This window comes from Arthrobacter silvisoli, from assembly GCF_003369445.1.
In the GTDB taxonomy this organism is placed as follows: domain Bacteria; phylum Actinomycetota; class Actinomycetes; order Actinomycetales; family Micrococcaceae; genus Arthrobacter; species Arthrobacter silvisoli.
The window spans coordinates 18,939-33,321 of record NZ_QRCU01000040.1 but is presented as its reverse complement, the minus strand read 5'-3'; the positions used below and the strand labels follow the sequence as shown (position 1 = coordinate 33,321).

The following is a 14,383-nucleotide window of genomic DNA, read 5'->3' as shown; positions in this document are numbered from 1 at the left end:
TCAGGATTGGCCTTCCGACCTTTCACTTGCACCACTCGTCAAACGCGGTTGCTCGGCGGGAGGTCGGAGTCCCCGCCGTTCTTGCCGTTCTGCTCCGGGTGGCCGACCACTTTGCCTTCCACCGGGGGTTCTCCGCTGGCCGTCTCGGACGTTCCGTCCTTCTTCATTTCGCGGACCTCGGATTTGAAAATACGCATCGACTGGCCGATGCTGCGCGCCATGGACGGCAGCTTGGGTGCCGCGAAGAGCACCAGGGCCAGGACGACGATAATGACAATATGCCAGCCTTCAAGCCTCATGTGGGGAAGTCCTTTCGTTGGAATACATCCTACGTCTAACTGAATTCGATGTCGTGCAGAGACTGGGGTTGGCCCCGTTCCGCTTTGCGCTTAACGCGCCTCTGCCGACGCAACTCCCGGCGGAAGGCCTTGGCCGCGAAGTAATCATGACGCATCTGTTCCGGCGAGGCAAAAACAGCGGAGCCGGGCGCCGGACGGCGCGTGCCGCCGTCGTCCTGCGGGCGTTCCGGGGCCGCCGGGAGGTGCCCGAGCTTCGCGCCCGCCGCCGAAAGTTCACGCAAAGTTGCCATGACCTTCCGGAACAGGCGGATGCCAAGCAGCAGATAACAAAGCAGCGAGACCGCAATCAGCGCCACCCAAAGCAGGATCCATGACCACCAAGGCATCTTAAGAGTCTAGCCAGCCCTCAGCGACCGTACTGCGCAAGGGCCGCCACGACCCACTTCGCCGAGGCATCGGCCAGCCCTGCGGGCTCCAGGATGCGGGCGGCACCGCCATGTTGGGCGATGAACATCGGCAACCAGTCGACGCTTCCGAAGCGGACCTCGGCGAGCAGGCCGCCGTCGGGCAGCTCAGCCGTGCGTTCGGCGTAGTAGTCGTCCGCCAGATGCGCGCCCTGGCCGCTCAGCTGCAGGACCACCACGACGTCGTCGTCACTAGGGGTGTAGAGCTTCACCGGCACGGACGTCTCGGCGCTGGCCGGGGTGGACACTGGCTTGCCGTTCGGCGCCAGCTCTTCGACGCGGTCAAGCCGGAAGTTCCGGACCGCGGCCTTACTGTGGCAGTACGCCTCGAAGTACCAGATGTTGTCCTGCGAATACAGGCGCAACGGATCCACGTCACGCTCGGACACAGCGTCCCTCTGGGGCGAGAAGTACCGCAGCGCAAGCTGCCGGCCGTCCCTGATGGCGGCAGTGACGGTTTCGAAGAATCCCGCCTCCGCGGGTTCCACCGGAGGAGCCGCGAAGGAGGCAGCCACCCGCCCTGCCTCCCCCGCTGCGCCCGCGAGTTTGACGGTGACCGACTCCAGCGCGCTGGCCTGTTCGTCACCCGACAGGCCGGCCTGCGCCGGAAGGCTGCCGAGTGTGGCCAGTCCGGTCAGCAGCGCTGAGGCCTCTTCCTCGCTGAAGCGCACCGGCCGGTTCAGCTCCAGGTGTTCGTGGATGTAGACGTGCTCGTCTTCCCAATCGATGTCGAACAGGTCATCCGGATACCCTTCCGGCAGGCCGGAGCAGATCAGGATCCGGAGATCGGCAATGAGTTCCTTGCGGCTGATCCCGAAGCGGTCAGCCACTTCCTGGATGGGAAGTCCCTGGTTGTGGACCAGGAACGGGACGAGCTGCAGCATCCGGCTCAGCTGGTCCTCGGACGTCCGCTTGCGTGCACGGCCGGAGGCGGCGGGGAATTCCACCGGGACGGCGGGCCCGGTGATGGCCGCTTCCGCGGTTTCCAGGCGGCGTACGACGGCGGTGCGCAGCTCCTCGGGCCCCACGACCTTGACGTGGGGGCCGTAGGAGGCCAGCTCCTCGGCGAAGAGCTCACTGTCGCGGAACGGCACTGAGAGCACGTCACGCTCGTTGTCCGCGGGTCCGTCTTCCGGAACGGGTGTGGACCGTTTGCGCAGGCCCAGGAGACGGCCCTCCTGGACCTCGAGGATCGCCTCCTGCAGGGGCAGCTCGGCCAGGCTGTCCAGTTCCTTGCGGGCATCGAAACCTGCGGGCAGCTCGTAGCTGTCCTTCGTTTCGAGCTGCACTGCGCTGGTCATCCGGGACAGCCGGAAGAAGCGCTTCGCTCCGCGCGCGGTGTCGAATCCGACGAGGTACCACTGGCCGAAGCGGCTGCCGAGCCCCCATGGCTCCACCCGGCGCCGTTCTTCCTGTCCTGTGCTCGCTGCGCGGTATCCGAAGCTGACCGGATGGCGGGCGTTCAAGGCGTTCACGATCGCTTCGAAGGACGGCCCGGCCGGCTTGATCCGTGGCTGGACGCCGGCGGGAAGCTCCACCTCACCAAGATCCCCGGAGGCCTGGAGCTTCCGCAGCGCACTGGCCGCGGCGCCGCCGAGGGCACTGCGCTCCCACAGCATCGCGGCAAGGACCAGGACAGTGCCCTCGGCAGGCGTCAGGTGGACGTCCGGGAGGCGGTTTGATTCCCTGCCGATCCGGTAGCGGGTGGTGGCGGGATCCTCCCCGGCAAGGCCGGCCTCAGCAATCGTCTCAATCTCGAAACCGAAGCTGCGCAGCTCGGTCTTGTCCCGCTCGAACATGCGCCCGAATGCCGTGTCGTTGCTGTCGTCGTCGTGGTAGACCTTCTCCCGCAGGGCGGCGCGCGAGAGGCCGTACTTCGTGTTCAGGAGCGCAAGAAGCAGGTTCAGGAGGCGTTCGGTACGTGATGCGGACACGGATGCAACGTTACTAAAGTCCCGGGGATAACGAAGAAGGCGCGTCACCTGCCGGACGATGCCGGCGGTGACGCGCCTTCCTGGCGGTTCCTGGTGCGTCGCGCTTAGCGGACGGCCACCAGGTCCACGACGAAGATCAGTGCCTCGTTGGGCTTGATCGCCCCGCCGGCGCCACGGGAGCCGTAGGCAAGTTCGGACGGGATCTCGAGCCGGCGGCGGCCGCCCACCCGCATACCGAGCAGGCCCTGGTCCCAGCCCTGGATGACCTGGCCGACGCCGACACGGAAGTCAAGCGGGGTGCCGCGGTTCCAGGACGCGTCGAATTCCTCGCCGGTGGACCAGGCCACGCCGACGTAGTGGGTGGAGACGGTGTCGCCGGGCTTGGCCTCGGCGCCGTCGCCGACAATCAGGTCGGTGATGACGAGCTCGGCCGGGACGTCGCCTTCGGGGAAGTCGATCTCAGGCTTGGTGCGGTCGTAGTCGCGCTGTCCGAATGACATGGTTGCTCCTCAGTGTGTGCGTGGGTGGGTTTGCTGGAGGTGTTGGCTATTTGGTGCCGAGGATGTCGACAACGAAGACGAGGTCGCCAACGGGCTTTCCGCTTTCAGGCGTGGCATCCGGGTATGCGAGTGCCTTCGGGATGACAAGGAGTACGCGGGATCCAACCGTCTTGCCGGCCAGGCCCTGCGTCCAGCCCTTGATGACGCCGTTGAGCGGGAACGTGGCGACGCCCTTGTGTCCGAAGCTGTCCTCGAAGCTGGAGTCGAACTTCTTGCCGCCGGCCAGGGTGACGCCGACGTAGTTGACGCTCAGGGTGTCCGTTGCCTTGACGACGGCGCCCTTGCCCTTGACGAGGTCCTGGGCGATGAGGGATGTGGGAGCCTTGACCCCGGCGACTGAGATTTCCGGAACGCCGTCGCTGTTGACCTTGACGGTCGGCAGTCCGGCGGGCGGGGTGACGGTGTCGCCTTCGGGCTTGTCGAGGACCTTCGGTGCGTCCTTCGCGGAGATCAGCTTGAAGACGACAAGCTGGCTCGACCCGGCCTCGGTGCCTTTGCCGGCGGCTTTGCCCGGCGCGGCGAAGGCGATCTGCGAGCCGACCTTCGCGCCGACGACGACGTTGTAGATCAGGGAGCTGCCCTGCTTGAGCTGGTCGTTGAGCTCGATCGGCTGCGAACCGCTTGGGTAGGTGTCTTCCAGGGTCTTGCCGGTCTTGCCGTCCACGGCCACGTAGGACATTTCAACAATCTGCCCTGCCTCGATGCGGTCGCCGCTGCCCTCCGTGACTTCCTTCACGGTGGGTTCCGCGACTTCCAGCGGCTTGGGGAATTCCAGCCCGGGGGCCTTTTTGTCGCCGTTGTCGGAAATCTTCAAGGAATCGAACTTGGCCACGTCGCCGGCAGACTGGCTGCTCGGTTCGGGAGCTGCGGGGTTGCCGCCTCCACAGGCGGTGAGCAGCAAAAGGCCAGGGATCAGTATTGCTAGGAGTCGGCGCACAAGTTGAACTTTCGTCGGGGCTCAAGGACACGCGCCGGAGCCGGGGCCCGGGCGCGAATGAGTTGACCTGGAAAATGGCCAAGTTCCAGAGTAGCGGCAAAAGCTGGGAGTCAGCTCATTGAATCCAGCAAGGCGTCCACCCGCTCATCGACACTGCGGAAGGGGTCCTTGCACAGGATCGTCTGGTGGGCGCGGTCGTTCAGCTTCAGGTGCACCCAGTCCACGGTGTAGTCACGGCCCAGCTCCTGTGCGCGCCGGACGAAGTCTCCGCGCAGTTTCGCGCGGGTGCTCTGCGGCGGCATGTCGACGGCGTCCTTGATGTCCGTGTCCGCCAGCAGCCGCCGCGCGGCGCCGCGCGACTGGAGCAGGTAGAAGAGCCCGCGCTGCCTTGAGATGTCGTGGTAGGTCAGGTCCAGCTGGGCGATCCGGGGCGATTCCAGGCCCAGGCCATGCCGCGCCATGTATCCATCCATCAGCTTTTTCTTGATGGCCCAATCCACTTCGGTGTCGATGGCGCTGGTGTTCCCGCTGTCGATCGCGTCGAGGGTCCGTTTCCAGAGATCGAGGATCAGGGGAACGTGCGGGTTGTGGGCGCCGTTGGCCGCCACGAATTCGGTGACCTTCTCAAGGTATTCCCGCTGGATCTCGAGGGCCGTCAGCTGGCGGCCGTTGGCCAGGCGGACCAAGGCCTTTCCGCTGAGGTCGTGGGAGATTTCCCGGATGCTGCGGATCGGGTTCTCCATCCGCATGTCCCGCATGATCACTCCGGCTTCGATCATCCGCAGTAGCAGGTCCACGGTGCCGACCTTCAGCAAGGCCGTGGTTTCGGACATGTTCGAGTCGCCGACGATGACGTGGAGCCGGCGGAAGAATTCGGCGTCGGCGTGCGGCTCGTCCCGGGTGTTGATGATGGGCCTGGAGCGGGTGGTCGCCGAGGAGACGCCTTCCCAGATGTGGTCCGCGCGCTGGGAGAAGGCGAAGGTGGCGCCGTGCGGGGTCTTCAGGACCTTGCCGGCGCCTGCGATCAGCTGGCGGGTGACCAGGAACGGGATGAGGATTTCGGCGAGCCGGGAAAATTCTCCGCGCCGGGGGATGAGGTAGTTCTCATGGCTGCCATAGGAGTTTCCCGCGGAGTCGGTGTTGTTCTTGAACAAGTACACCGTGCCGTTGAACCCTTCCGCGGCGAGCCTGCTCTGAGCCTCGTCGACGAGGTCGTCCAGGATCAGCTCGCCCGCCCGGTCGTGGGCGATCAGTTGGGCGAGGTCGTCGCATTCGGCAGTGGCATATTCGGGGTGGGAACCGACGTCGAGGTAGAGCCGCGAGCCGTTGGTGAGGAACACGTTGGAGGACCGGCCCCAACTGACCACCTTGCGGAACAGGTAACGGGCGACTTCCTCCGGTGCGAGGGGGCGCGAATCGGGGCTCGAGTAAGAAATCCCGAACTCGGTTTCGATGCCGAAAATCCTCTTGTCCATGTCAGGCCTCCCCTTCCAGCAGGCGAACAATTTCATCGGCGGACAGCCGCCGGAAAGAACGGCGGCTGCCGCGGCTGCTCTCGGAACCGCGGTCGAGCACTGCTGCCTCCACCGCAGTGCCGGGCAAGGCCTCCGCGTCCTTGTCCGCGGCCAGGGCCCGTACGGCGAGCCGGAGCGCACCGGCCAGGCTGAGCTCGGGGCTCCATCCGGCTTCGAGGACCGCGGAGACCTGCTCGGCCAGGCCCCCCATCGCCACGAAACCGTTGACGTCGGCGATCGAACCGTCGAAGGTCAGCCGGTACAAGTGGTCGGAGGCCTGGTCCCGGCCCACCTCGGCCACGGCCAGTTCGACCTCGAAGGGTTTCTGTTCGGCGGTGAACACCGCACCCAGGCTCTGCGCATAGACGCTTGCGAGGCCGCGGGCGGTGACGTCTTCCCGGTCGTAGGAGTAGCCACGGACATCCGCGTAGCGCACGCCGGCCTGGCGCAGGCTCTCGAATTCGTTGTATTTGCCGACCGCTGCGAAGGCGATCTTGTCGTAGATTTCCCCGAGTTTATGCAGGGACGGGGAGGGGTTCTCGGCCACGAGGGCGATGCCGTCGGCGCAACTGATCACGACCACCGAGCGGCCCCGGGCAATCCCCTTCCGCGCGAAATCCGCGCGGTCCTTCATCAGTTGCTCGGGCGAAACGTAGAACTGCTGGGTCATGTCAGGCCTCCCTTCCTTCAATGGTGCGTGAGCTCGCGATCCGGCCGGCAATCTCGGCCAGTTCCCGCTCCGGCACCCGGCGGGCGCCTGCGCGGTTCACGGTGTACACCACAGGCCAGAGCTGACGGACGGGGTCCGGACCGCCCGTCGCGGAGTCGTCGTCGGCGGCGTCGTAAAGGGCCTCGACGGCGACGGCAACCGCCTCGCTCTCGGAAAGGTTGGGGCGCCACAGCTTCTTGAGGGCGCCCCGGGCGAAGACGGAACCCGATCCCACTGAGTGGTGCTCCTGTTCCTCGTAGCGGCCTCCGGTGACGTCATAGGAGAACAGGCGGCCGAGCTGGGCCACCTGATCGAAACCGGCGAACAGCGGGACCACGGCCATGCCCTGCATCGCCATGGGCAGGTTGCTGCGGATCATGGCACCGAGGCGGTTGGCTTTGCCGTCCAGGCTAAGCAGGGTGCCTTCGATCTTTTCGTAGTGCTCCAGCTCCACTTGGAAGAGCTTGGTGATGTCGATGGCCAGCCCGGCCGTTCCGGCGATGCCCAGCACTGAATAGCTGTCGGCCGGGAAGACTTTTTCGATGTGCCTGCTGGCGATGACGTTGCCCATGGTCGCCCGCCGGTCCCCCGCCATCAGCACACCGCCCGGATAGGCCAAGGCGACGATGGTGGTGGCGTGGGGTGCCTGCGGAAGCTGCCCGGCGGGGAGCGACTGGCTGCCGGGAAGGAGTTCGGGCCTTGAGCGCTGCAGATACTCGGTGAATGACGACGTTGCCTGGGTGGCCGGGAAGCCGGCCGTTAGCTCCTGCACTGCTGCGCTCCTTCGACGATGACATCCGGGGCCCGGCGCCGGCCGGGCAATGGGTGGGGCCCTGCCGCTATTGGCCGCCCTTTTGCACGAATGCACGGACAAACTCTTCGGCGTTGGATTCAAGCACGCCGTCGATTTCGTCCAACAGGTCGTCCACGCCCTGGGTGGCTGCGGATGCCTGGGCCTCCGGTGCGGCCGGGGGTGCCTCGGGTACCTCGTCTTCGATCTCGGTATCCCGGGACTGCGGCTGTTGTTGTTCCTGGGCTGCCATGACCCTCTCCATTCTCTTCATTGTGCGGGGTGCCCCCGCCGGCGGCTCCGGAGCGGAACCGCTGTGGGGACTCCCTGTAATGCCATACTGCCACGGTGCGGGCGGCCGTGCTGCTGTTTTCCCGCAGGCGATTCGCTCCGCGCCGCGGGCCTGCCGTTCAGCCCCGGGGAGCCGGTGGCGGGCCGAGCAGTTCGCCGAGGAATCCTTCGGCCGTGGTGTGCTTCCGGAACAGTTCCCCGGTGAGGGATTCTGTGCCGCGGAGCGGTTCCCTGGTGGGCACGCGCTGCAGCTTTCCGATGCCTGGGACATCGAAGATGACCGAGTCCCAGCTGGCCCCGACCACCTGCTTGCCGAACGTTGAAACGCACTTTCCGCGGAAAAACGCCCGAGTGTCCGACGGCGGTTCGACGGCGGCCCGGGCGATCGCACCGTCGTCGACCATGCGCTGCATCCGATCCCGGGCGAGCATCCGGTAGTACAGCCCCTTTTCGGGGCGGATATCTGACCATTGCAGGTCCACAAGGCCTAGCCGGGCGTCGCCCCACTGGAGCCCGTCGCGCCTGCGGTACCCCTCGAGGAGGGCGAGCTTCGCGAGCCATTCCACCGAGGAGGCGGCGGCAGGAGGGTTGGAACCGAGCAGGGTGAGGACCGACTCCCAGCGTTCCAGCACGCCCTGCGTGTGTCCGTCGCCGCTGACCGCGTCGGAGACACTGGTTTCCTGGGCAAGCTTGGCCGCGGCCTCGTAGTAGATCCATTGGATGTCCAGCGCCGTGACTCTGCGGCCATCCAACAGGCGGACGGTGGTGCTGAGGGAGGTGTCGTGGCTGATTTCCTGCAGCGCCGCTACCGGTTCGTGGAGTTCGAGCTTCGGAGCCTGGCCGGCCTCGATCAAGCTGAGCACCATGGCCGTGGTGCCGAACTTGAGGTAGTTGGAAACCTGGCTCAGGTTGGCGTCGCCGATGATGACATGCAGCCGCCGGTACTTGTCCGCGGTGGCATGCGGTTCGTCGCGGGTATTGATGATCGGCCGGCGGATGGTGGTCTCGAGACCGACTTCGGCCTCGAAGAAGTCCGCCCGCTGGCTGATCTGGTACCCCGGACGGGAACCGTCCTGGCCAATCCCCACCCGTCCCGCCCCGCAGATGACCTGTCGGGTGGCGAAGAAGGGGGTGAGTCCGCGCACGATCTCCCCGAAGGGCACCGAACGCGGCATGAGGTAGTTCTCATGGGAGCCGTAGGAGACGGACTTATTGTCCGTGTTGTTCTTGTAGAGGTTGATCGGCGGCAGTTCCGGGTCGGCCGCGAGCTTCCGGACCGCGGCCAGGGCCACCAGGTCGCCGGCCGCGTCCCAGGTAACGGCCGCAAGCGGGTTGGTCACCTCGGGGCTCGAGTATTCCGGATGGGCGTGGTCCACGTAGAGCCGGGCACCATTGCCGAGGACCATGTTCATCAGAAGTGAGCCGGCTTCGTCTGAACCGTCGGCTTCCAGTTCCTGGCGGCCGTACGCGAGGGCCACCGCTTCGGCGTCGAGCACCGGCGGCTGGTCGGTAAGCTGGCTGGGGTCGGCCGCGCTGCGCTCCAGGGTCCAGCCGCGGGCGTCATGCAGCGGCTCCTCGTCCGTGTAGTCCCAGCGGGTCTCCGCTCCCCCGGCTGTCTTCTGCCGGGTGATCTGCGCGTAGGCCTGGATGACCCGGGCGGACATCATGGTGGCGTTGGCGCCGGGAGCAGAGGGGGCGTGGATGCCGTACTCGGTTTCAGAGCCCATCACGCGCATGGCTCCGCCTGCCGGCAGCTCGCTCCCCGGCAGAGCCCCGCTTCCCGTGGTCACAGGTACTGGCCGGTGTTCGGGGTCGTCTCGATCGACTTCCCGGGCTCCTGGCCGGCCTTGCCCTGGACGATGGTGCGGATGTAGGTGATGCGTTCGCCCTTCTTACCCGAGATGCGTGCCCAGTCGTCCGGGTTGGTGGTGTTGGGCATGTCCTCGTGCTCACGGAATTCGTCCACGACGGCGCGCAGCAGGTGGTCGATCCGCAAGCCCTTCTGTTTGGTGGTGAGCAGGTCCTTGATGGCGTACTTCTTGGCACGGTCCACCACGTTCTGGATCACTGCGCCGGAGTTGAAGTCCTTGAAGTACAGCATTTCGGTATCGCCGTTGGCGTAGGTCACTTCGAGGTATTCGTTGGACTTCTCGGTGGAGTACATCGCTTCCACGGTCCGCTGGATCATCGCGTCCACCGTGGACTGCACATCACCGTGGTGTTCGGCGAGGTCGTTCGGGTGGAACGGCAGGTCCGTGGTGATGTACTTGGCGAAGATGTCCGCGGCAGCTTCGGCGTCCGGACGCTGGATCTTGACCTTCACGTCGAGGCGTCCGGGCCGCAGGATGGCGGGGTCGATCATATCTTCACGGTTGGATGCGCCGATTACGATCACGTTGTCCAGCCGCTCCACGCCGTCGATCTCGCTCAACAGCTGCGGCACGATGGTGGTTTCGACGTCGGAGGACACCCCGGTGCCGCGGGTGCGGAACAGCGAGTCCATCTCGTCGAAGAAAACCACCACGGGGCTGCCGTCGGATGCCTTCTCCCGCGCCCTGGCGAAAATCAGCCGGATATGGCGTTCGGTCTCGCCCACGTACTTGTCCAGCAGTTCCGGGCCCTTGATGTTGAGGAAGTAGCTCTGCAGTTCGCTGTTGCCCGCACGCTCGCCGGCCCGGGCGGCCAGGGAGTTGGCCACGGCTTTGGCGATCAGGGTCTTGCCGCAGCCGGGAGGGCCGTACAGCAGGATGCCCTTGGGCGCCTTGAGCCCATGCTCGCGGTAGAGGTCCGGGTGCAGGAAGGGAAGCTCGACGGCGTCGCGGATCTGTTCGATCTGCGGGCCGAGGCCGCCGATATCCTCGTAGGTGATGTCCGGAACTTCCTCCAGGACCAGGTTTTCGACTTCCGCGCGAGGCACTTTCTCCAAGACGTACCCGGTGCGCGAATCCAAGGACAGGGCGTCTCCGACGCGCAGGGACTGCCTCTGCAGTGCACCGGAGAGCCGGACCACCCGTTCCTCATCGGCACGGCCGACTACCAGGGCCCGGTCATGGCCCAGCAATTCCTTCAGGGTGACCAGTTCGCCGGCCCGTTCGTAGCCGAGCGCCATGACCACCAGCAGAGCTTCGTTCAGCAGCACTTCCTGGCCCACGGCCAGCTGGTTGACGTTGACCAGCGGGCTGATGCCGACGCGCATTTTCCGCCCCGCGTTGAAGATGTCCACGGATTCTTCCGTGGCGGCCTGTCCGGCGTTGCCGGCCGTAGGCTGGCGGCGCGGATTGATCTGCAGGATGGTGCCGAAGCTGTAGGGCGGCTGGCCGTCCTGCTCCAGGGCGCTCTTGAGCCGGACGATTTCGGCCTTCGCCGTTTCCAGCATGGTGACGAGTTTGCTGTTGTTCTGGGTTGCTGCCGCAAGTTGCCGGTCGATGTGCCGGAGTTTGTCGCGAAGGATGTTGATCTGCCGTTCGGCGACCGTCAGTTCGCCTTCTCCCGGCTTCGGTCCGATCGCGGCCAAACCGCGCTCCACTGTTCCTTCCGCGTTTGCGGAGGACTCTTCCGGTGTCAGTCCGAAATCGTTGTTCGCGGTATCCACGAAGCATCAGCCCCTTCCTGCGTCTATAGATAGACCTTAGCTCTCAAAAGGCCGGGGAAGACTCTGACATCCGGAATGCGGACCAGTTTGTGATCTTCGCTAGCCGTCCTCGCCCGGTGCATCCATGACATTGGTGCCGGCGATGGCGTCCCGGGCAGCGCGGCGGAGCTTCTTGTCCGAAACCGCACGCTCCCCTACCGCGCCGGGGGTCCAGGCGTTCAGGTCTTCTTCGCTGAATTCGGTCTTGGAGGGCCGGCGTTTCGTGGAGATGCCGGTGACGCCGTCGGCCAGGCGGCGGGTGACCAGCAGGAAGCCGGTGTGTGCCACCATGCGGTGGTCCGGGCGTACGGCGAGGCCTTCGAGGTGCCAGCCGCGCACCATGGACTCCCAGGCATCGGGCTCGGTGAAGCGTCCGTCAGCCCTGATCGCCTCAGCGGTGCGGGAAAGCTGGGTGACGGTAGCGACGTAATTGATCCACACGCCGCCCGGAGCAAGCACAGTGGCGACGGCGTCGATGCATTCCCATGGGGCAAGCATGTCCAGCACCACGCGGTCCACGGAGCCGGGCTTCTCGCTGCGGACCACTTCCTCCTGGAAGTCGCCAAGCGAGATCTTCCAGGCCGGGTGCGGGCCGCCGAAGATGGTTTCCACGTTGCCACGGGCAATGTCCGCGAATTCCTCGCGGCGTTCAAAGGAGTGCAGGTAGCCGGCGTCGCCCACCGCGCGCAGCAAGGAGATCGAGAGGGCGCCGGAACCCACGCCGGCTTCCACCACGCGGGCGCCCGGGAAGATGTCCGCCATGGTGACGATCTGGCCGGCGTCCTTCGGGTAGACCACGGCCGCGCCACGGGGCATCGAGAGCACGAAGTCCGAAAGCAACGGACGCAGGGTCTGGTACTGCTGGCCGATGTTGTTGGAGACGACCGAACCGTCCACCTTGCCGATAATTTCGTCGTGGTTCAGGAAGCCACGGTGCGTGTGGAACGCGCCACCCACCTCAAGGGTGATGGTGTTCATCCGGCCGCGTTCATCCGTGAGCTGGACACGCTCACCGACGCGGAACGGCCCGCGCCTGCGCGCCGCTCCCGTCGCCTGGCTTGCCGAAGTGTCCGCGCCCGTCTCCACAATGTCGTTGCTGGCGGCGGTTTCCCTGCTCATGGATGTGTTCCTCGCTTTTGTCAGGATGGGCCGTGGATCACCGCCGCGAAGCGCGGCGGTGTCCGGATTAATTCATGGCCGGCAGGTAACTCTACCGGGAAGCTGCTAAGGGCGCCCGCTCCGGCGGGGATCTTTACCTGTAATGGCGCTCACTACGGCCTGCTGCCGGAGCAGTCCGGTGACCGCGCCGGAGTCGTCGACCACCGCATACTCGCCGCCGTCCAGGCGGGCGAGGTACTGGATGAGTTCCTGACCGCCGGCGGTCCGGGGGACATACGCGCCCGGTGCCAGTGCGGCGGCGACAGCCGTAACCGGCGTCGTCGACTGTTGTGCGGGCGGTACGGCCAGCGCCGAAGAGGGAACCACCCACGCCCTGGGACGGCCGCCAGTATCCTGCACGACGACGGCGGGCCGGCCTTCCGGGGACAGTCGCAGGGCGTCTGCCACGCTGGCGGTGTCCGGGACACCGACAGCGGGTTCGGCCAGGGCGCCGGCGTTGACGAAGCGAAGGCGGCTGCGCATGGCCGCCTGGTTGATGGCCGCCGAGGCGCCCAGCCAGAGGAAGCCGCAGACCAGGACAGCGATGACTGTCCGGGCGAAGTCCAGCCTCTCGCCGCGCAGCCAGGGCACCACAATGAACAATGCAAGCAGGGCGACGACGATGCCGCGGCCGGTCCAGCCAGCGGCGATAGTGCCCTTCTCCTGGCTTCCGGTGGCTTTCCAAACGAGGGACTCCACCAGGCGACCGCCGTCCAAGGGCAGCCCGGGGAGCACGTTGAAGATGCCGATCAGGAAATTCACCCACATCGCGCTGTTCAGCAGCGTTTCTGCCACCCCTGAAAAGACATGGGCCTCCACCAGCGGCCAGGCGGCGCCGGCAAGCACGAAGTTGGCCGCGGGCCCTGCAAGAGCAACGATGACCGAACGGCCGGGCGACGCCGTGAAGCTCTCGAACTGCGTGTGCCCGCCCCAAAGGTTCAGCACGATCCTGTCCGTGGGCCAGCCGAACAAACGGGCACTGAACGCGTGGGCCAGCTCATGCACCAGGACCGACACCGCCAGCAGCACCGCGTAGGCGAAGGCGACCAAATAGGCAGCCAGTCCCAGGTCCGATGTGGCTGCCAACATGGGCCCGTTGGAGATTACGATGAAGATCGCAATGGCGAACCAGGAATAGGCGAGGTACACCGGGATGCCGGCGATCCTGCCGAGCCGGATGCCATCCTTGCGTCCGCTGTGGGCGCCATGGTCCGCGGCGCCGCTGGCCACCTAGCGTGCCCCTTCAAGAAGGATGCCAGCGCCGGCCACTCGGACGCGGTCCGCGACGAGTTGCTCGAGTTCGGCCACCGTGCGCCCGGAAAGCGTGCTCCACGTGGTGCGGTTGCCGTCTTCGGGCAGCGGCATCTGGTGTGGAATTCCCACCGTCACCACGCCTGAGGCGAGGGCGGCAGTCACGCCGGGTACGGAGTCTTCGAGCGCTACGCAATGATCGACAGTCAACTCGGGGTCGGAAAGGCGCAGGCGTTCGACCGCCGTGAGGTACGCCTCCGGGTGGGGCTTGCCTTGGCTGACGGAGTCACCCGTGACCAGGAACTCGAAGTAGGGCTTGGGCAGGCTGGCCACGACTTCGCGGGCCAAGGGTTCTTCGGACATCGTCACAAGGGCGCAACGCACGCCGGCGCCGTGCAGTTCCTCGAGCAGTTCGCGGGCACCCGGCCGCCACGGAACCTCAAGCTTGATGCGCTCGATGACCTGGGCACTGAGCGTGTCGATAATCTCGCGCTTCTCCATCTGTACCCCGGCGTCCTGCAGGATGCCGGCCGAGTGCATCAAGGACTGGCCTACCAGCTGCATGGCCTGCTCGTGCGACCACTGCCCGCCGTGGGCATCCACGAGTGCGTGTTCGGCGGCGATCCAGTACGGTTCGGTGTCCACCAAGGTGCCATCCATGTCCCAGAGGGTGGCTTTCAGGCGGGGCTGGGAAGGGGCGGCATGCATATGGTCCAGTCTACGTGTCCGGCGGCCTGCCCCCGGCCACCGCCCGGCCCGTCAGGTCCCGCTGTGGAACGGACGCCGTGGCGGCAGCGGCGTGTGATGCCATGCACAGCCGGGGTGCTTCGACGTAGGGTGAGGGA

Annotated in this window: 14 protein-coding genes; all 14 read right to left on the bottom strand. The window is 66.1% G+C overall.

Annotated features, from left to right (window positions below; all coding sequences use genetic code 11):
- Positions 1-38: 38 nt before the first annotated feature.
- The 14 genes from tatA to DWV11_RS11755 all read right to left on the bottom strand — a co-directional run bounded on the left by tatA (position 39) and on the right by DWV11_RS11755 (position 14,246).
- Positions 39-299 (bottom strand): Sec-independent protein translocase subunit TatA, encoded by a 261-nt coding sequence (gene tatA, locus DWV11_RS11820; protein WP_115789124.1) that lies wholly within the window; start codon positions 297-299, stop codon positions 39-41.
- A 35-nt stretch (positions 300-334) separates the two neighbouring features.
- The gene (locus tag DWV11_RS11815) at positions 335-685 is read right to left on the bottom strand and encodes a hypothetical protein (RefSeq protein ID WP_115789123.1); all 351 of its coding nucleotides are present in this window, start codon (positions 683-685) and stop codon (positions 335-337) included.
- Between the two features lie 20 nt (positions 686-705).
- Positions 706-2,697, bottom strand: a complete 1,992-nt coding sequence (locus DWV11_RS11810) for a helix-turn-helix transcriptional regulator (RefSeq protein WP_210725731.1) — start codon at positions 2,695-2,697, stop codon at positions 706-708.
- Between the two features lie 104 nt (positions 2,698-2,801).
- On the bottom strand, positions 2,802-3,197 hold the full coding sequence (locus tag DWV11_RS11805; protein WP_115789121.1) for an FKBP-type peptidyl-prolyl cis-trans isomerase: 396 nt from the start codon (positions 3,195-3,197) through the stop codon (positions 2,802-2,804).
- Between the two features lie 46 nt (positions 3,198-3,243).
- Positions 3,244-4,194, bottom strand: coding sequence for an FKBP-type peptidyl-prolyl cis-trans isomerase (locus DWV11_RS11800; RefSeq protein ID WP_115789120.1), 951 nt, complete (start codon positions 4,192-4,194; stop codon positions 3,244-3,246).
- 110 nt (positions 4,195-4,304) lie between these two features.
- A complete protein-coding gene (gene pafA / locus DWV11_RS11795) occupies positions 4,305-5,669 on the bottom strand; it encodes a Pup--protein ligase (RefSeq protein WP_115789119.1) in 1,365 nt (454 codons plus the stop codon).
- A 1-nt stretch (position 5,670) separates the two neighbouring features.
- Complete coding sequence (prcA, locus tag DWV11_RS11790) at positions 5,671-6,378, bottom strand: proteasome subunit alpha (RefSeq protein ID WP_115789118.1); 708 nt, start codon at positions 6,376-6,378, stop codon at positions 5,671-5,673.
- A gap of 1 nt (position 6,379) precedes the next feature.
- Positions 6,380-7,189 carry a proteasome subunit beta gene (gene prcB, locus DWV11_RS11785; protein WP_115789117.1) on the bottom strand — a complete coding sequence of 270 codons (810 nt, stop codon included), beginning with the start codon at positions 7,187-7,189 and terminating at the stop codon, positions 6,380-6,382.
- Between the two features lie 67 nt (positions 7,190-7,256).
- Positions 7,257-7,460 carry a ubiquitin-like protein Pup gene (locus tag DWV11_RS11780; protein WP_074590947.1) on the bottom strand — a complete coding sequence of 68 codons (204 nt, stop codon included), beginning with the start codon at positions 7,458-7,460 and terminating at the stop codon, positions 7,257-7,259.
- 157 nt (positions 7,461-7,617) lie between these two features.
- Positions 7,618-9,234: a depupylase/deamidase Dop gene (dop, locus tag DWV11_RS11775; protein ID WP_115789116.1), complete on the bottom strand. Its 1,617-nt coding sequence runs from the start codon at positions 9,232-9,234 to the stop codon at positions 7,618-7,620.
- A 50-nt stretch (positions 9,235-9,284) separates the two neighbouring features.
- The gene (gene arc, locus DWV11_RS11770) at positions 9,285-11,090 is read right to left on the bottom strand and encodes a proteasome ATPase (protein ID WP_210725730.1); all 1,806 of its coding nucleotides are present in this window, start codon (positions 11,088-11,090) and stop codon (positions 9,285-9,287) included.
- Between the two features lie 99 nt (positions 11,091-11,189).
- Positions 11,190-12,248, bottom strand: a complete 1,059-nt coding sequence (locus DWV11_RS11765) for a tRNA (adenine-N1)-methyltransferase (RefSeq protein ID WP_115789115.1) — start codon at positions 12,246-12,248, stop codon at positions 11,190-11,192.
- Positions 12,249-12,353: 105 nt separating this feature from the next.
- Positions 12,354-13,517, bottom strand: coding sequence for a site-2 protease family protein (locus DWV11_RS11760; RefSeq protein WP_245953578.1), 1,164 nt, complete (start codon positions 13,515-13,517; stop codon positions 12,354-12,356).
- Positions 13,518-14,246 carry an HAD family hydrolase gene (locus tag DWV11_RS11755; protein ID WP_115789114.1) on the bottom strand — a complete coding sequence of 243 codons (729 nt, stop codon included), beginning with the start codon at positions 14,244-14,246 and terminating at the stop codon, positions 13,518-13,520. It abuts the gene before it with no gap.
- Between the last annotated feature and the right edge of the window lie 137 nt (positions 14,247-14,383).